19 protein-coding genes and 1 tRNA gene are annotated in these 17,360 nt (G+C 60.6%); 5 read left to right on the plus strand and 15 right to left on the minus strand.

Translation table 11 applies throughout. The annotated features are described in order from the left end of the window. Window positions 1–34 precede the first annotated feature (34 nt). The 5 genes from HMPREF2785_RS09530 to secA2 all read right to left on the minus strand — a co-directional run bounded on the left by HMPREF2785_RS09530 (window position 35) and on the right by secA2 (window position 4,930). Window positions 35–610 carry a MerR family transcriptional regulator gene (locus tag HMPREF2785_RS09530; RefSeq protein WP_070423253.1) on the minus strand — a complete coding sequence of 192 codons (576 nt, stop codon included), beginning with the start codon at window positions 608–610 and terminating at the stop codon, window positions 35–37. A gap of 128 nt (window positions 611–738) precedes the next feature. Beyond that, window positions 739–1,320 carry a bifunctional nuclease domain-containing protein gene (locus HMPREF2785_RS09535; RefSeq protein WP_070423208.1) on the minus strand — a complete coding sequence of 194 codons (582 nt, stop codon included), beginning with the start codon at window positions 1,318–1,320 and terminating at the stop codon, window positions 739–741. Between the two features lie 5 nt (window positions 1,321–1,325). Further along, window positions 1,326–2,078, minus strand: coding sequence for a transcriptional regulator FtsR (locus HMPREF2785_RS09540; RefSeq protein ID WP_070423209.1), 753 nt, complete (start codon window positions 2,076–2,078; stop codon window positions 1,326–1,328). Between the two features lie 51 nt (window positions 2,079–2,129). Further along, window positions 2,130–2,555: an oxoglutarate dehydrogenase inhibitor Odhl gene (gene odhI, locus HMPREF2785_RS09545; protein WP_070423210.1), complete on the minus strand. Its 426-nt coding sequence runs from the start codon at window positions 2,553–2,555 to the stop codon at window positions 2,130–2,132. Between the two features lie 83 nt (window positions 2,556–2,638). After that, entirely contained in the window at window positions 2,639–4,930 is a 2,292-nt protein-coding gene (secA2, locus tag HMPREF2785_RS09550) for an accessory Sec system translocase SecA2 (protein ID WP_070570269.1), read from the minus strand. 116 nt (window positions 4,931–5,046) lie between these two features. Between secA2 and HMPREF2785_RS09555 the strand changes: the two genes are divergently transcribed. The 3 genes from HMPREF2785_RS09555 to HMPREF2785_RS09565 all read left to right on the plus strand — a co-directional run bounded on the left by HMPREF2785_RS09555 (window position 5,047) and on the right by HMPREF2785_RS09565 (window position 6,820). Continuing rightward, a complete protein-coding gene (locus tag HMPREF2785_RS09555) occupies window positions 5,047–6,273 on the plus strand; it encodes a bifunctional alpha/beta hydrolase/OsmC family protein (RefSeq protein ID WP_083308964.1) in 1,227 nt (408 codons plus the stop codon). A 38-nt stretch (window positions 6,274–6,311) separates the two neighbouring features. Next, window positions 6,312–6,680 carry a YchJ family protein gene (locus tag HMPREF2785_RS09560; RefSeq protein WP_246819519.1) on the plus strand — a complete coding sequence of 123 codons (369 nt, stop codon included), beginning with the start codon at window positions 6,312–6,314 and terminating at the stop codon, window positions 6,678–6,680. Between the two features lie 66 nt (window positions 6,681–6,746). Continuing rightward, window positions 6,747–6,820: transfer RNA gene (locus tag HMPREF2785_RS09565), tRNA-Pro, on the plus strand. Window positions 6,821–6,911: 91 nt separating this feature from the next. Here the strand turns inward: HMPREF2785_RS09565 and HMPREF2785_RS11650 are convergent. Next, complete coding sequence (locus HMPREF2785_RS11650) at window positions 6,912–8,321, minus strand: zinc-ribbon domain-containing protein (protein ID WP_083308957.1); 1,410 nt, start codon at window positions 8,319–8,321, stop codon at window positions 6,912–6,914. A 408-nt stretch (window positions 8,322–8,729) separates the two neighbouring features. After that, window positions 8,730–9,089 carry a VOC family protein gene (locus HMPREF2785_RS09575; protein ID WP_070615134.1) on the minus strand — a complete coding sequence of 120 codons (360 nt, stop codon included), beginning with the start codon at window positions 9,087–9,089 and terminating at the stop codon, window positions 8,730–8,732. A 118-nt stretch (window positions 9,090–9,207) separates the two neighbouring features. On the opposite strand from HMPREF2785_RS09575, the gene HMPREF2785_RS09580 reads away from it, so the two are divergent. Beyond that, a complete protein-coding gene (locus HMPREF2785_RS09580; protein WP_070615137.1) occupies window positions 9,208–9,489 on the plus strand; it encodes a helix-turn-helix domain-containing protein in 282 nt (93 codons plus the stop codon). Here HMPREF2785_RS09580 and HMPREF2785_RS09585 read toward each other — a convergent pair. The 3 genes from HMPREF2785_RS09585 to HMPREF2785_RS09595 all read right to left on the minus strand — a co-directional run bounded on the left by HMPREF2785_RS09585 (window position 9,486) and on the right by HMPREF2785_RS09595 (window position 11,991). After that, the gene (locus tag HMPREF2785_RS09585; RefSeq protein WP_353887097.1) at window positions 9,486–10,376 is read right to left on the minus strand and encodes a 3-hydroxyacyl-CoA dehydrogenase; all 891 of its coding nucleotides are present in this window, start codon (window positions 10,374–10,376) and stop codon (window positions 9,486–9,488) included. The two genes, HMPREF2785_RS09580 and HMPREF2785_RS09585, sit on opposite strands and share 4 nt — an antisense overlap. Before the next feature lie 46 nt (window positions 10,377–10,422). Beyond that, on the minus strand, window positions 10,423–10,959 hold the full coding sequence (locus HMPREF2785_RS09590) for a gamma carbonic anhydrase family protein (RefSeq protein ID WP_070615189.1): 537 nt from the start codon (window positions 10,957–10,959) through the stop codon (window positions 10,423–10,425). A gap of 87 nt (window positions 10,960–11,046) precedes the next feature. After that, window positions 11,047–11,991, minus strand: a complete 945-nt coding sequence (locus tag HMPREF2785_RS09595) for a CE1 family esterase (protein WP_083308959.1) — start codon at window positions 11,989–11,991, stop codon at window positions 11,047–11,049. Window positions 11,992–12,037: 46 nt separating this feature from the next. On the opposite strand from HMPREF2785_RS09595, the gene HMPREF2785_RS09600 reads away from it, so the two are divergent. After that, window positions 12,038–12,820 (plus strand): class I SAM-dependent methyltransferase, encoded by a 783-nt coding sequence (locus HMPREF2785_RS09600; protein ID WP_070615142.1) that lies wholly within the window; start codon window positions 12,038–12,040, stop codon window positions 12,818–12,820. Window positions 12,821–12,829: 9 nt separating this feature from the next. On the opposite strand, the gene HMPREF2785_RS09605 is transcribed toward HMPREF2785_RS09600, so the two are convergent. Genes HMPREF2785_RS09605 through scpB form a run of 5 tightly spaced genes read right to left on the minus strand, consistent with a single transcriptional unit; the run spans window position 12,830 to window position 17,353 of the window. Further along, complete coding sequence (locus HMPREF2785_RS09605; protein ID WP_070451561.1) at window positions 12,830–13,516, minus strand: CE1 family esterase; 687 nt, start codon at window positions 13,514–13,516, stop codon at window positions 12,830–12,832. Window positions 13,517–13,524: 8 nt separating this feature from the next. Next, window positions 13,525–15,123 (minus strand): ribosome biogenesis GTPase Der, encoded by a 1,599-nt coding sequence (der, locus tag HMPREF2785_RS09610; protein WP_070615145.1) that lies wholly within the window; start codon window positions 15,121–15,123, stop codon window positions 13,525–13,527. Beyond that, a complete protein-coding gene (cmk, locus tag HMPREF2785_RS09615; RefSeq protein ID WP_070484761.1) occupies window positions 15,120–15,824 on the minus strand; it encodes a (d)CMP kinase in 705 nt (234 codons plus the stop codon). Before cmk ends, der begins: the two co-directional genes overlap by 4 nt. Then, entirely contained in the window at window positions 15,824–16,753 is a 930-nt protein-coding gene (locus HMPREF2785_RS09620) for a pseudouridine synthase (protein ID WP_070423219.1), read from the minus strand. The genes cmk and HMPREF2785_RS09620 overlap by 1 nt, the downstream gene beginning before the upstream one ends. 45 nt (window positions 16,754–16,798) lie before the next feature. After that, on the minus strand, window positions 16,799–17,353 hold the full coding sequence (gene scpB / locus HMPREF2785_RS09625) for an SMC-Scp complex subunit ScpB (RefSeq protein ID WP_070615148.1): 555 nt from the start codon (window positions 17,351–17,353) through the stop codon (window positions 16,799–16,801). Window positions 17,354–17,360: the final 7 nt, after the last annotated feature.

The raw sequence follows: 17,360 nt of genomic DNA on the forward strand, positions 1-17,360 counted from the left end.
AGTACCCAGCCCGGGCCGTTGTTGTGTGGCCTGTTTAGGAAGTCTTGCGACGACGGCGATCAGCCAGCTCGTCGAAACCAATGACGTTTGGAGCGTCGATCTCTTCTTCGACACGCTCGGACGGGAACGCAGAGATGGTGCCGGTGAGTTCCTTCATAATCTGCGGCACCGCGATGCCGAACACGCCCTGGCCGCCGCCAAGGAGGTCGATGATCTCTTCGTTGGAGCGGCACTCGTAGACGGTTACACCGTCGGAGACCAGGGTGATTTCCGCAATGTCGGAGACACCGCGGTCACGCAGCTTATCCACCGCGAGGCGAATGTTCTGCAGGGAAATGCCGGTGTCCAAAAGACCCTTGACGATCTTGAGCACCAAGATGTCCTTGAAGGAGTACAGACGCTGGGAACCAGAACCCTTTGCGCCACGGATCGACGGGCGAACGAGCCCAGTGCGTGCCCAGTAATCCAGCTGACGGTAGGTGATGCCTGCGACCTGGCATGCGATCGGTACGCGGTAGCCCACTTCGTCGGACGGGCCGACGTCGAAAAGCGATTCCTGCACCGCAGCCGAGGTGGTCTCCTGCTCGCCTACCTGGTTGAGATCGTTGATACTCACGTAATTACTCCCATGAAAGTTATATGAGGGCCTGCTGACTATTAAATGCCAAGCATAGGACCTGGGTCAAGAGTTTCACGCGCAACACGCCGAACTCTCAACCTCAACTTTACACTGAGACTTTATTTCGCCTCGTCTGCCCCATCGTCCCCATCAGTATCAGGAGTATCACCGGTGTCGAGGTCATCCACACCAAGATTGCGCATGAGCTCTTCAAAATCAGCGTCAGCCTGGGCGTCGCCGCTTGCTGAAACAGATTCCTGAGGATCAATGACCTTGAGTTCAGCACCAAGAAAACGCTGCGCGTCTTCCGGCGAAAGGTAGATCGATGCCTGGCTTGCTACGAGGTCATCAACGCTGAGTTCGTGGTCTAATTCAAGCGCAAGCAGAAGCGCGTCACTCGCCCGCAGGTCCAGTTCAGAGCCGTCCGCAAACGACACGGTTGCCATAAACATGCCCTCTAAGTACGAAGACAGCTCAATGGTTTCTACTGTTTTTCCGGTGTTGCGAATCAGATCCACAACGGCATCTATGGTGCGGGGGCGGATTGGCGACCAACCTGAAAGCCGGGCAGCCAATTCCCCACCCTCATGCGTTGGTACCCAGACAGGAATGCACCGGCCGTTAGAGGATCGCTGCAGCAATGCGCAAAGGTATTGCTCGGGACCGACGGGGTACACCCCGACCAGCTCGACTGCTTCCATAACGACTAGTTGCCGGACTGCTTGCGCAGTTCGTTCTTCACCAGCGAAGCGTGCAGCGAGACCACCAGCGCGGACATCTGCTGGCCAATCTCTTCTGCTTGCTGCTGCGCATTGACCTTGCCGGACTTTGCAACCGGTTCGGTGACCTGACCGATCATGTCAGCCTGACGAGCAGCAGCGGTACGCAGCGTCTTCAGATGACGCGAGTCCAAGCCGAACTCAGCCAGGGACATTGCGGTAGTGACAGTGCGGACATCGTCGACATTGAACAGCCCTGCCGCGTCTGGGGTGATGAGGCCTACCTTGATGTATTCCTCAACCGTGGACTGCGAAGCCTGAGCCTGTTCCGCAACATCCACGTCGGTCAGGCGCGTCGGTGCTGGGGCCCGGAAGTTCTCTGGAGAGATCATCGGCTCAGCATCGTTTGCAGTCAGGATCGCGGTGACCTGGCCGGAATCCATGGCCTCGAGCTGTTCGCGGATCACCTTCAGCGGGAGGTAGTTGTCACGTTGGGTGACCAGAATGTAGCGCAGGCGCTCCACGTCCTGATCAGTAAAACGGCGGTAGCCCGACGCCGTGCGCTGCGGTGTGATCAGTCCCTCGGATTCGAGGAAACGGATCTTGGAGACGGTCACGTCCGGAAACTCAGTCCGCAAACGCTCAAGCACAACACCAATCGACATGGTCTTTGCCGGTTTGTTGGGCTTGGCTTGCTTCGCGGCCGTCTGCTGCGGTGCGGTTTTGCGGATTGCGCTCACGTGATCGTGCTCTTCTTCTCGTGGGACGTCGGTCTAAGGATGAACGGAAGTTTAGGCTTCCGCGGTGATGAATACGAGTCGGAACTTGCCGATCTGGATTTCATCGCCATTGGTCAGCTGCTGCGTGTTTCGCGGCTCGCGGTTGACGTAGGTGCCGTTGAGCGATCCGACGTCGACAACCTCGTAGCCATCCTCGTTGGCGCGGAACTCGGCGTGACGACGAGACACGGTCACGTCATCGAGGAAGATATCCGCCTCTGGGTGGCGGCCTGCCGTGGTCGACTCCTGGTCGAGCAGGAAGCGTGCACCAGCGTTCGGGCCACGCTTGACGACGAGCAGCGCCGCACCTTCGGGGAGGTTTTCGGTTCCTGCTGCGGAATCCACAGATGCCGCGGCACCAGATTCCATCTCCTTGAGCAGGTCTGCTCGGAATACCGAGGTGGTTTCGACCTGGTTCTGCGGCGTGTTGTCGCTCATGACTAACTCCTTGACTATCGAGTCGAGATTGAGAACTTCTGCAATAGTACCGCCCAAGTCGGGATTGGGTGGTGTTTAGTGACTTAACGGAAAATATTGCCGATGCCACTAATGACCGAATTGCCTGACCCGGCAAGCGGATTATCCGAAACCATGTAGGTCCATGTGGCGCTTGGTCGCTTCCATCCTGCATCAGCAAGATGCGCCCCGGATTCATCGATATCCACGGTGTTAAAGGTTTCTACCGCTTGGTCAACCGCACGGTTGGCGAGGTCTTTGAACTCGCGCACAGCAATGCGGTGGTACTCATCGATCGGGGTCTCGCGTGCGATAGCTCGAAGGTGAATAGATTCACGGACATCGTCCATCAGCGCGAGGTGTTCGGACCACTCTGCGTCGAGATGGAACAGCATGATTTCGCGCGCTGCTTGGTCGAGAACCGGCTGCGGTAGGTGCGACAATTCGGCGGCGCGCTGCGGGGAGCGCTCAGAGAGTTCTCGCCACGCTGTGTCAGTATCCAAAATGGTGGCGCGACGCTCGTCGAGAATGTCGCGGTGGTCTGCGAGAAGCTTGTTGTACTTCCACGTCTGGGAGTGGATCTCCAACAGTTGGCCTTCGGTGACGCGCTGGCAGTGCTCAACGAACTGCTGGGCTCGATTGCCGGTGAGGCGCCCATCCGGTTCAGGCTGCGCGGAGAAGGATTCGTCGGCACCTCCGGTGGTGATGATGTCGTCGTCAAGGGAGACGAAGAACAAGCTCAAGCCTGGATCGCCCTGGCGCCCTGCACGGCCGCGAAGCTGGTTGTCCAAACGCGCGGTGCGGTGCCGCGCGGTGCCAATGACCGCAAGACCGCCGAGGGCGGCGACTTCGGCATGATCGTTCTCGTTCGCGCCGCCGAGACGGATGTCGGTACCGCGACCGGCCATCTGGGTCGAGACGGTGACACGCCCGATGTCGCCAGCTTCTGCGATAATGCGTGCCTCTTCTGCGTCGTTTTTCGCGTTGAGCACGTTGACGTCAATGCCACGCGCCTCGAGTGCTTCCGCGAGCGCTTCAGATTCGGCCACATCATGCGTACCCACGAGCACCGGCTGGCCAGTGTGGTGGATGTGCTCAATCTCGTCGACGATGGCCGCGTTTTTATCCGCCATGGTGGCGTAGATGCGGTCTGCCTCGTCGAAACGCTTGAGCTCGTTGGCTCGGTCGATAACGGAGACGTGCAGGCCGTAGAAACTTCGCAGCTGGTCGGTCGCCTCGACGGCGGTGCCGGTCATGCCGCACACGAGCGGGTAGCGGCGCATGAGCGCCTGCAGGGTGATCGAGTCCAGGATGCGCCCGCCCTCGGACACGTCGAGGCCTTCCTTTGCCTCAACCGCAGCCTGCAGCCCATCTGGCCAGCGCTGGAGTTCTGCGACTCGGCCACGTGAGGCGTCGACAAGTGCGACCTTGCCATCCTCGACGATGTAGTGGACGTCGCGGATCAGCAGCGCCTTAGCGTGGAGTGCCAAGTTCACGCGGACCAGTGTGGTGCCGATGTTCTCGTCGGAATACAGCGAGTCGATGCCCAGCAACTGCTCGATCTTCTGTGCACCTTCGTCGGTAAGAAACGCGTTGCGCCCATCCGAATCGATGGTGTAGTCCTTGTCCTCCACCAGGTGCGAGACAGCTTCGGTGATCTGCCCGGTGGCCTGCTGGGCTCCTTCGGAGCCGGCGAGGACGAGTGGAACCAGGGCTTCGTCGACAAGCACACTGTCCGCCTCGTCGACGAGTGCAACATCCGCCGGCGCCTGCACCGTCTGGTCGCGGGAAGTGATCTGGTTGTCGCGCAGGTGGTCGAAGCCGATCTCGGTCACTGGGGCGTAAATGACGTCGCAGCGGTAGGCAGCGATGCGCTCCTCGCGTGTCGACGACTCCGTCACCGCAGCCACCGACAACCCGAAAAACTCCACCAACGGACGCATCCACTCCGCGTCACGGGCCGCAAGGTAGTTGTTCACGGTAATCAGGTGGACGCGCTTGCCCTGCAGTGCGAAACCCGTGGCAGCCATCGCACCGACCAGGGTCTTGCCCTCGCCGGTAGCCATCTGGATCACGTCGCCCTCCAGCAGGCGAAGCACCGCCTGGTTCTGCACGTTAAACGGGGTCATGCCGAGCGTGCGTTGCGACGCAACGGACAACCCGGCGAGGAAACGAGACTTGTCCTTGACCTCCCCATCTGTGACGGCGGCGCGGACGGTTTCGGCGAGCGCGGTGTCGTCGAGAAGCGAAAGCTCCTCAATGAGCCCATGTGCGTCAGCGACGACAGCCTTGGACTTCTTGTTGTTGCGCTCCGCCGTGGAGCCCATGGCTTTCCAGAACCAGTCGAATTTGCCCATAAGGCTTAAGGATAATGCGGTTTGACGCAACGTTCCGCTGAAGGGGTGCGCCAACGTGCGAAATTGATGGTGACACGATTACGCTGATGGTCAAAATTAAGGAGGGAAGCCAAACCATGCTGTCTATGAACGTGAAAGTCCCCTCATCGAAGGGGCACATGATGGCCGGCACCATCGACCGACCAGACGGACCGGCGCAGGCATACGCGATCTTCGCCCACTGCTTCGCTGGTTCCCGCCACACGCCAGGTGCGTCGCGCATTTCCAAACGCCTGACTGAGCACGGCATTGCCACGCTTCGGTTCGACTTTCCAGGCCTCGGCCAATCTGAAGGCGAGTTCAAAGACACCTCGTTTTCGGAGAATGTCGACGACATCGTCGCCGCAGCGCAATGGCTGGAGGAAAACTACAAGGCCCCGCAACTGCTCATGGGCCACTCCCTCGGCGGCGCGGCTGCATTGAAGGCAGCAACCCGCCCTGAGCTGAAGAAGATGCTCAAGGCGGTGGCCACTGTGGGCGCGCCGTTCGACCCCGCCCACTCGGTGCTGCACTACGCACATTCCATCGGCGACGCCGACATGCACGGCTCCGTCCCTGTCACCCTTGGCGGGCGCGAACTGATCATCTCGCGCGAATTCCTCGAGGACCTCGCAGAGACCAACCCAGAGGAATATCTGCCGAAGTTGCGCAAGCCGTTGCTCATCGTGCACTCGCCTATCGACGTCACCGTCGGTATCGACAACGCGCAGAATATTTTCACCAAGGCACGCTACCCCAAGTCACTTATGACGCTGGACAAGGCAGACCACCTACTCACCCGCGAAGGCACTGCACAACGCGCTGCAGACATCATCGGGTCCTGGGCCGTGCAATACCTCCAGCCACTGTTCGTACCGGCAAAGACCACCGACGACAACGCGGTGTCCTACTCTGCCCGCGGCACGAAGTACGGCGACGTGGTGCGCACCTCTAACCGCGCCATCACCACGGACCGCTCGAAGAACACCGGAGGCAAGGGCCAGGGTGTCACCTCCACTGGCCTGTACATGTCCGCACTCGCCGTGTCCTGTTCCCAGGCAGTGCGCGAGGCAGCCAAGGGCATGTCGCTTGACGACGTCCGCGTGGAAGTCAACCACAACGGCGACGGCACCTTCACCCGCCTGATCACCCTCTACGGCGACCTGACCGACGACCAGGTGGAAACCTTGCGCACCGCCGGTGCCTCATCCACCGTGGACGGCTACGTGGCCAAGGGCGAGATCGAAACAACTGCGGAGACTGCCTCGCTTGAGCGCCGTCGTCGCCAGAACCAACTGCACCGCGCAGAACGGTTGGGCAAGTAATGGCTGACGCATCCGGGCTTTGGACTGACGTGCGGGGGTTGTGCCCTTGCGGGCAGGGCCTGCCGTACGAGGCGTGCTGCGGACGCTACATCGACGGTTCGTCCGCCGCGCCCACCGCTGAAGCGCTGATGCGCTCGCGATACACCGCCTACGTGCGCGGCGCGGGCGCCTATGTCGCGGAGACTTGGGCCGATGAGACCCGGCCCGCGGACTTGGCCGTGGATCCCTCCGGGGAGCCGTTTGCCCGGCTCCAGGTGCTCGATACCGCCGGCGGCGGACCTTTCGACGCCGAGGGCGTAGTCGAGTTCGCCGCCCACCACCCCGGCGGCGTGATGCGGGAACGCTCCCGCTTCGAGCGCCGCGCCGGGCGCTGGGTCTACGTCGACGGCGTGGCCGCTGACCCGTGACCTGCCGGTTTTGGGTCCGTGTGACAGTGCTGTAATATTTTCGCAGTTACCGTTTAGGTAGCGGATCGGGCTGTGGCGCAGTTTGGTAGCGCACCACACTGGGGGTGTGGGGGTCGCAGGTTCAAATCCTGTCAGTCCGACAAAGTCGAGCCAGTGATTGATTTTCAATCACTGGCTTTCGTCGTTTCCCCATTTCAGGGCGTGTTCCACGCTACTCATCTGAAGATGGTCTTAGGTTCTGGCGTAAGTCATCCAGCCGGGTACTGGGGCGCCTCTCAAGATCTTTCGGAGCTCCGCTTCGACCTCGCCCGGGCGCTCCAGCCAATCGCTTTCCCAGACAATGACTAGCCGGATGCTGTTGCTTTCGCACACAGTCTGTTTCCTCTCATGGCGGGTCCGAATCCGAGGATCCCGGGACTCGTCGTGCCAGTACTCGCCATTGAACTCGATCCCAAGCGCTAGTTCAGGGACGAAGATGTCCAATTCCATTCCAAGGGTGAACAGACTGGAGTCATTTTCCAGCACTTCGACACCGGGGGCGTGTTCAACGACGAATGCATAAACCTCTTTTTCTGCCAGCGACCAGGGTTTGCGACAGTACGGACAGTTTCTGCCGTCCCTTCGAGACTTAATCTGCGCTCGCCACTCGTGCCCTTCCTTGCAAATCCACCACGCCTTGGAATGGGATCCGGAAAGGATCCGATCCGGGGTGTTCTTGTTTTTGGGATGCCACTCGGCGGCAACTGCGGGTGCTACCGTGGCGAGATCATTAAATCCCATAAGCACACGGCGATTCGAGCAGTACGGGCATCCCCGCCCGTGGGTGCGGCTGTTGGGGAGCTGGGAGTACTCGTGCCCAAGCGGACACAACCACCAGTACTTAGTCATGCTGCCCTTGGAAACCTCACTTGGCTTCCTTTTGCCGTTTTTCGTCGGGTGCCACTCTGCGGCAATATCCGGATGCGTAGTCGCAAGATCGTTGTACCCTGCCAGAACAGCGTTGCCAGAGCAGTAGGGGCAACCATACCCCCTCAACCGATCGCCGCTTGTCGCCTGCCACTCGTGTCGTGGATCTGCATGGCACAGCCACCAAATACGGGTCTTTCCAGCCGGAGCGACCTCCGATGGAGCCAGCCCTACGTTCTTTGTAGGGTGCCATTCATCCACTAAGTGCGGGTGCACGGTCGCTAGGTCGTTGTACCCCGCTAGAACCCGCTGGTTCGAACAAAAAGGACACCCGTAACCGAATGCCCGGTCTTTAACGGTTGCCTCCCACTCGTGGCGCGGATCCTCGCTACAGACCCACCAGGCCCGGGAGTGGGAACGAGCTGTTACGTCCTCCGGAGTGGTCCCCTTGTTTTTCGTCGGGTGCCACTGTCTTGCCAGATCAGGATTTATGGTTGCAAGATCGTTGAATCCCACCAGCAACCGTTTCCTCCCCACCGGAGAGCAGTAGGGACACCCTGCCCCTCGGGCCCGGCTAGCCACGGTCGCCGCCCACTCGTGACCACAGGCCCCATTCCACCAGACCTTACGGCCCGATCCCGTGGTCACGTCCGCTGGTCCGAGATCCCCGTTCCGGAATTCATTCCACTGAGCAGCCAGCTCGGGTAGCGCGTCGCGTAGTACCGGGTTTGCCATGTTCTACAGATCCTAGCCTCGGGGTCGATTCGTTGTTTTGGGTCAACATCGAGATCCTCATCCATAACGCCACGAGTCCATCCGCAACAATGAGAACTACGAACTCCTCCATCGTGAATCCGATCCTTCTGGTGGCTTCAGGGATGCTCACCGTTTTCAACCGGTGAGACCTTCCCAGCGCTAGAACACGGTTTCGATAGGCCGCTCCTCCGGATGCGAATCATAGGAGGTTGCCTAGGCGCTCGCGAGGCAAACGTCTCAGTGCAAGGTGCGAATCAGGGTTAGAAACGAAACATAACGTCTCTGCCAGGCCTTTCTTCTTCTGTGGAATACCTCGGTTAATGGGGGCAGATCCTGCCAGTCGACAAAGTTCTTCTGGGGGTCGGTGGTTCTTCTTGCGCGGCGTTCCTAGTCGATAGGTGCGACTCGGATCTGGTTGTCGTCGGGGTCGGCGACGACAAACGTCGTTCCGAACACGTCCTGGTGCGGCTCTTTGATGACATGGACCCCCTTGTCAGACCAGGACTGGAACACGTCCATGACTTCTTCCCCGTTGACGTTGAGGCACACTTCGGTGGTGCGTGCCGGGGCGTCGGCAAGCGCCTCCGAGTTTCCGGTCCACAGTGCGAGGGCAACACCGTCCGCCAAAGCGAACGTCACGTAGCGGGGTGAAACAAAGTCAGTCTCCAGGTCCAGGAGGTCTGAGTAAAACTCGACCGATCTATCAATGTCGGTCACGTAAACGATGAAAACGATTTCGCGGTTCATGTGGGCACCCTCTTCTTTCAAATTGAATTGGAGTCTCCCATGGTACGCGTGCTGGCGCTCTAGCAACTTCCGCCCAACTACTCAAAAATGACAGAATATGGTTGTAAATGTGTCAAAAATGAGTAGCCGGAGAATCCCGCGCGCAGTCAAAGGCGGGCTAAGCGAGATCGGCGAAGCCTTGCAACGCTGGCGCCGCCTCAACCGGCTCACTATCGAACAGGCCGCGTACCGCGCCGACGTGAGCGTGTCTACGTTGCGCCGTTTGGAACAGGGACACGGCGCAACGTTGGAAAACTTTCTCCGGGTATGCCGTGCGTTTCAGCTACTCGACCGGGTGAAAGACGCTGTTGCTCCGATGGAGCACGGCCGCGGTCGCGCTTTGATTGAGCAGATGCTCTAAGAAACGATCTTGCCGTTCGCGTCGTAAGTGTAGAACCCCTGCCCAGCTTCCAGGCCGGTCCTACCTTCTGCGACCATCGGCTTCAGCGTCGTCTCAACGAAGTCCTTCTGCCACTGCGGGGCGTTGTCGTTGGACTCGATCACGGCGACCAGGGTGCGCACGCCAATAAGGTCCATGATCTCAATCGGCCCGCGCGGGGAGCCGGTGGAGTTGCACCAGTCACGGTCGATGTCGACGGGGTCAGCGATGTCGTGGTGCAGCAGGTACATGCCGGCACTGAGCAGCGGCACCAGCAGGGTGTTCAGCACGTAGCCGGGCTGCTCGCGCTTGAGCGGGACCGGTACCATGTTGATCTGCTCCGCAAACTCCACGAGTTGGTCCACATACTTCGGGTCAGTGCCCTCGTGAGGCATGATCTCGGCAGTGTTCTGAATCCAGATGTGGTTGGCAAAGTGCAGTGCCAAGAAGCGCTCCGGCGCACCCGTCGCGTCCGCGAACTTGCTCGGCATGAGCGTCGACGTGTTGGTGGCAAAAACGGTGGTCGCCGGGGCGTACTGCCCCACTTCGGCCCACACCTTGCGCTTGAGCTCGAGGTTCTCCGGGATCGCCTCGATGACCAGGTCCGCGTTCGCTAGCGCTTCCTTAAGGTCCGAGGTCTGGGTGAGGTTTTCGTGCGCCGCCGCGATGGTTTCGTCGTTAGCGGACTCGAGCTCCACCTTCATTTGCTCACCGATGGCGTCGAAACGCTGTTTGCCGGCCGCGAGGGCCTCCTCGTTAATGTCGTAGGACACTACCTTCTTTCCCGCGAACGCAGAGCAAAAAGCGATCTGCGCGCCCAGGACACCTGCACCAAGTACTGTTACGTTATTGAATGTCATGCCCGTCACGTTACTCCTGTTTATGTGACTTTCACAGCAGTTCTAGTGTGAAGTTTTACGCAAGCGACGCCCGGTCCACCGCCATGAGACCTGTCGCTGCCCGCCGGCCCAGCTCCACGTAATACGCCGCGTGCCTCAACCGCGCCTCAAAGGTGTCCGACTCGAGTGCGCGCTTGACCTTTGCCGGCACACCTGCTGCAAGAGAGAACTCCGGCAACTGCTGCCCCTCCAGTACCACTGCCCCGCCGGCAATGATGCTGCCCTTGCCGATGCACGACCGCGACAGCACCGTCGCATTCATCCCGATCAGGCAGCCTGGCTCGATATGGCAACCGTGGATCATCGCAAGGTGGCCAATCGTCACGTCCTCTTCCAGCACTGTCTCCCCATCCGTGTCCACGTGCACGACTGAGCCGTCCTGCACGTTCACACGTGCACCGATACGGATTGCGCCCACATCGCCACGGATGACCACGCCGGGCCAGATGTTGGCGTCCTCACCGATCTCTACGTCGCCGATAATCGTCGCCTCGTCAGAGATGTACGCCGATGGATGAATCTTGGGGGTTTTGCCCTCGAAGCTATAAATCATGCGTTCCAGTGTGCCGGAATTGCCCAACGCGTGGCACTGAAAAGTGCGTAACCGCGTCTGTACGGGTGGTCGTCGTCAAGCAGTGCGCTACTGCTGCGTCGCCCGGCCGAGCCGGAAGAACTTCAGCATGGCGTCGGTGGCGAAGCCTTTCGGCACCGTCCCAGATGAGTCACCGGCGCCGCCTGGCCACACGTGGGGGCCATTTTCGATGCGGTAGTGGGCAAGTTCAGCGTCGCAACCTGTCCACGCCTCGCGGATAACGCCAGGGGCTACCTCAATGTCTTCGTAGCGGGCGTCGCAGTGGTTGCGCGACGCGGACTCGTGAAGCATTTCCTCCACCGAGTTGTATGCCGTGGCGTGGCGTTGCCCGCCGTTGTAGGCAATGACATTGTCGCCCGTGCCGTGGAAATCGACGTGCATCATCGGGATCTGGGAACAGCCTGCAGAAACGCGTTGATAATAGGCGCCTGCAACCGTGGCAATGCCTGTGAATGCCTGTGGTCGTTGGCAACCCACAAACGCGGCGAAGCCCCCACCGTTTGAGAACCCCGCCGCAAAAATACGGGAGTGGTCGACCGAAAATTCGCCTTCGAGCGCGGCGAGGACGGCGTCGACAAACGCAAGGTCTTGTTGCCCAGAAGTCGAGGCGTACGGTGCAGGCGCCCAGGCAGAATCTTTGCCGTCGAGGTACGCCACAATGGCGTCTGCGGCATCGAGCCCGGAGTTTTTCCGGATCTTTTCGGCGTCTTCCTTATAGCCGTGGAACACGAAGATCACTGGCAGACGGTCACGCTGACGCGCTCCCGCAGGGGTAGAGACGATGTAGTCGCGCTTCAACCCACCTGCGGTGATGTTGCGATGTTCGCTGCCTGGTGGCCCCCATGGTTCGACCTCGCGCACGTCGTCCGCAGCGGGCAGTGCTTTGGTTGTTACCCCGGGTTCCTTGACGCTTCCGTCCCCTCCGGAGCAGCCGGTGAGTACGAGCAGGACTGTGGACAACGCCGCCGCGGTGACGGTTGAAACTTTGCCCATTACGTCTGCTGCTCCGGATAAAACACGACAGGTAGATTAGTGCATCATGCCAATAAGCGGAACACAGCCAGGTCCGAGCAAGAAGTCGCAGCCGACCTTTCGTGACCGCGCTCACCAACACACCGCGGCGAGTGCGTTTGTGCGCGATGCGGATCGCTACCACGACGCGCGTCCGTCGTATCCACCTGAGGTTGCCGAGTTGTTCGAAGGCGCCGATGTCGTGTGCGACGTCGGCGCCGGCACTGGGAAATTAACGCAGTTGCTTATCGACGACCACCGCACCGTCTACGCCTGCGACCCCTCCCCCGACATGACACGCGTACTCCATCACCAGTTGCCGGAGGTGCCTGTGTGGCGGGCGACGGCGGAAGCGACGGGGCTCGCGGACAATGCCGTCGATGCGATCGCGTGCGCACAGACCTGGCACTGGGTGGACCCGGCAGAGGCCAGCGCTGAGACAGACCGCGTCATCCGCGATGGCGGTTGCCTTGTCCTGTGTTGGAATACGCTCGCGGTACATCACCCTTGGGTGCTGCGGCTCAGCCGCATCATGCACTCGGGTGATGTGCAGCGCGAAGGCTTCTACCCCACCGTGCACGCCCCGTGGCAACTCGAGCGCGAGGTTCGCACCGAGTGGGTGGACCAGATCCCAGTCGAGCACTGCTTCGAGCTCATGGCAACACGCTCGTACTGGCTGAAAGCCTCCAAGCGCACCCGAGCAAAGATGGAGGCGAATCTGACGTGGTACCTCTACGAGCGCCTCGGGTTCGATGAGGGACAAATCATCCCGCTGCCCTACCGCACGGACGCGTTTGTGTACCGGCGATAGAGCGGGCTGCTAAAACAAATCGGTCCGCTTCTCAATCCCGAAGAAGTCGAAGATCTCCTCGGTCACGTCGATGCCACGATGCGCAGCCCACGGTCCGGTAGGCCACTCGTGGCCCATGCCCTCCACTCGGTGGTGCAGGGTACGAGCCTTGTCGCTGTTGCGACGCTCAAACGCGGCAACCACTTCGGGAGCGCCGAGAATGCCGTCCTCAGCGGGGCTTCCGTATCCCGGCCGGACCTCGCCGTTATATGGCACTACGTCGTCGTGGGTGCCGTGGATGTTGAGGTAGTCCACCGGCTCGGCTGCCTCGATCTGCGCCTCGGTGCAGCGCACAGCCGCAGACACAGAGGCAACACCCGCGAAGGTATCGCTGAGCGTAGACAAGTAGACCGCGAGACCGCCACCATTGGAGAAACCAACGGCGTAAATGCGTTCGGGGTCGATGTCGAAGTGTTCGCTGGTTTGGGCGATGATGTCGTCGATACGCGCCTTGTCCTGCTCAATCGTGTTCAGCGCGTACGGCGCAGGAGCCCACGCCAGACCGGCACCCGTCGGCGCAACGACCACTGCGTTGGCCTGCACGAGGCCGGTACCGCCGAGGAAGTTCCGCCCATTATCGCCACGACCGTGCAGCGCAACAATCAGGGGCAACGGCCCCTTCGGATCTGAGGGCGCGGAATAGACCGTCGAGTCCATAGTCCTGCCTACTTCTTTCCGCGACGCTCACGCACACGCACCGCGATGCGCACCGGAGTGCCGTGGTAGCCGAACTGCTCACGGAACTTGCGCTCAAGGTAGCGGCGGTAACCGCCATCGAGGAAGCCCGTGGTGAACAGAATGATTGTCGGCGGGCGCGTCGTCGCCATGGTGGCAAAGAGCAGCTTGGGCAGACGGTTGTTCTTCATCGGAGGCGGGTTCGCGGCAATCGCCTCACGCAGCCAGTTGTTGAGCTGGCCGGTAGAGATGCGCTTGTCCCAGTTCTCCAGCGCTTCCTTCATCGCTGGCTCCAGGCGGTGCAGACCACGACCGGTGTCCGCGGAAGTGTTGAGCTTGGTTACCCACTTCAACTGGCCCATGGTCAGGTCGAATTCGCGGTCGAACTCGTAACGACGATCCTCGTCCATCAGATCCCACTTGTTAAAGCAGATCACCATGGCCTTACCGGCTTCGAGCACCATCGAGATCACGCGCTGGTCCTGCTCGGAAATCTCCTGAGAAGCGTCGATGAGCACGACACAGACCTCGGCGGCCTCAATCGTGCCGCGAGTGCGCAGTGATGCGTAGTACTCGTGGCCCTGGGCGTTCTTAACTTTCTTCCGCAGGCCGGCGGTATCGATGAACGTCCAAAGGTCCTCGTCCAACTGCACCAACTCGTCGACCGGGTCGACGGTGGTGCCGGCGACGTTGTCCACGACAGAGCGATTGGACTTGGTCAGCTTGTTCAGCAGGCTGGACTTGCCCACGTTCGGGCGGCCCACAAGTGCAACACGTCGCGGGCCCTGAGTGACCGACGCGGCAGCACGCGGAACCTCGGGGAAGTTGCGCAGGATCTCATCGAGCACGTCGGCACCGCCGCGGCCGTGCAGCGCAGAGACCGGCCACGGATCGCCAAGACCCAGCGAATAGAACTCGGCGACCTCGCCCCACTGACTGTCGGACTCAAACTTGTTTGCAACGAGGATGACAGGCACCTCAGCGCGCTGCAGGTTGCGGGCCATCACCATGTCTGTCTCGGTCACGGTGGTCTTTGCGTCGACAACCATGACGATGACGTCCGAGGTCTCCATGGCTGCCTCGGACTGGCGCGCGATCGAGGCGTGGATGCCCTTTGCGTCCGGGTCCCAGCCACCGGTGTCCTGCACCCAGAAACGACGTCCGTTCCACTCCGCCATGTAGCTCACACGGTCGCGGGTCACGCCGGGATGGTCCTCCACAACTGCTTCACGACGACCCAAGAACCGGTTCACCAGCGAAGACTTACCTACATTCGGGCGGCCCACGATAGACACCGTCGGCAACGCTTCCTTTACCACGTCCGGGCGGATGATGCCGTATTCGGCTTCGATTTCGGCCCATTCTTCGTCGGTGTAGTCGTCGGTCTCGTCGCCAGCATCGGTATCGTCGCCGAAGTCGGCCTCGCTGAACTCCGACTCATCGAAGTCCTCGAGGTCGTCGTAGTACTCAGCGTCGTCCGCATCGACCTCATAGGCTTCCAGGTCGTCGTAGCCAGAGGCATCGATGCCGGGTTGGATGAATTGAGTCTCCGGCTCGAGACCGTCTTCAATGTTCTTCTTGTCGCTCATCGTGCGCTCCTTTCCACCACGGCAGTCAGCGCAGCGAGCACCTCGTCCGGGGTCATTTCAGACGTATCCACGATCTCGGCGTCGTCAGCGGGACGCAGCGGGCTGGTCTTGCGTGACGAGTCCGCCTCGTCGCGCCGCTTCACATCCGCCAACACTGCATCAAAGTCCACGTCACGGCCAGCGGCTACATCCTGATCGAAGCGACGCTTCGCACGTACTTCAGCGCTTGCCGTCATGTAGACCTTTGCCGGAGCATCCGGCAACACGACAGTGCCGATATCGCGGCCCTCCACGATCGCGCGGCCGGCCTCGCGGGCCAACTTGCGCTGCAGTTCCACAAGGTTCACGCGGACCTGCGGGATCGCAGAGACCGCAGAAACGTGCTGGGTGACTTCCGGTCCTCGGATCTCGCGGGCAACATCCTCACCTGCAAACAACACTGCGGTGGAATCCGGATCGTCGGATACCTCAAGCGGCAGATCAGCGGTCGCTTCGATCACCGCATCCGTATCAACCGGGTCGACACCAGCGCGCAAGACGGCCAGGGTGGCAACGCGGTACATCGCACCCGTATCCACATACTTCGCGTCGAGCTTCTTCGCTAACGCGCGACACATCGTGGATTTACCGGTGCCGGACGGGCCGTCCACTGCGAGAATCAGCCCGCCGTCAGCCAAGTTGGAAATCTTCTGGTCTGCCATTACATCCCCACCGCCTTGTACAGCGACGCAAGCTCGGAGGAATTGAGCGCACGCATCATGCCTGGCTTCATCTCGCCGAGCTGGACCGTGTGGAACTTGGTGCGAACCAGTCGTTGCACCGGGAAGCCAGCTTCCTTCAGCATGCGGCGCACAATGTGCTTACGGCCTTCGTGGAGCTCCACTCGGATGATCGACTGCCCATTGTGGACATCCACGATCTGAGCGTAGTCGGCCTTCGCGGGGCCGTCGTCAAGCTCAATGCCCTCCTTGAGCTGCTTGACCAGCGCATTGTTCGCCTCACCCAGGACAGTGGCCATGTAGGTCTTCGACACCTCGTACTTCGGGTGCATCAGACGATTCGCCAGTTCACCGTCGTTGGTCAACAGCAACAGACCCTCCGTGTTGGCGTCGAGGCGTCCCACGTGGAACAGACGCTGACCCGCGGCGGTGCGCTCCGAAAGGTAGGAGCCGACCGAGGTGCGGTCAAGCTCATCCTTCATCGTCGAGTGCACGCCACGCGGCTTGTTAAACACGAAGTATTCGTGCTCCTCGTTGACGTTGATGCGCTCCCCGTCCACGCGAATGATGTCCACGTTCGGGTTAACACGCATGCCTTGCACGTTGACGATCTTGCCGTTGACCTCAATGCGGCCCTGGTCGATCATGGCCTCTGCGTGACGACGAGACGCCACACCTGCCTGCGCCAACACCTTCTGCAGACGGATCCCCTCAGTTTTGCGGGTCTTATCCTGCGGGTTGTCGTCCCACCAGTTGTCATCCAGCGGGTGGGGCTCATTCTTCGCGGCATTTGCGCGTCGCTTGTCCAAACGGACATTCTGCTTCTTTGCCGGCTTCGCGTACGAGATGTAGAACGTTTCGTCCTTCTCGGGCTTGTCCGGTGTGCCGTCTCGGCGAGCGGGAGGAGTCATGTTTCCTCAATTCCTTTTCAGTCGTATGCGGTTTTTGGGCCGATCCTACCAGGCATCTTCGATTGCATCGATGTCCGGAAGCAGTGGCGCAAGGTCAGGAAGGCGCTCAAGCGAGTCAATGCCCAGAAGTTCGAGGAACAGCTCCGTCGTCACATAGCGGTGTGCGCCAGATTCTTGCTCAGGATCAACCTCCGCAATCAAGCCGCGCAGCGCAAGGGTGCGCATGACGCCATCAACATTGACCCCGCGCACTCCGGCAACCTGCGAGCGCGTCACCGGCTGGCGGTAAGCAATCACTGCGAGCGTCTCCATTGCCGCGCGCGAGAGTTTCTTCTGCGTGCCGTCGAGCAAGAACGCCTCGACCGCATCGGCATTTTCGGGCCGGGTATACAGCCGCCAGCCCTCTGCGGTCTCACGCAAATCAATGCCACTGCCACGGGTGTCGAGTTCTCGCGACCACGCGCGAAGGTGATCCGACACTTCCGCAGTCGTTGCTCCGAGCGCACCCGCGAGGTCCTCCACGGACACCGGCGTATCGACGACCAACAGCACCGACTCAATCCGCGAACGCAACTGCGCAACCATCGGCATGTCTTCCATACCGCAG

The sequence above is a fragment of the Corynebacterium sp. HMSC067D03 genome, assembly GCF_001811185.1.
GTDB classification, from domain to species: domain Bacteria; phylum Actinomycetota; class Actinomycetes; order Mycobacteriales; family Mycobacteriaceae; genus Corynebacterium; species Corynebacterium coyleae.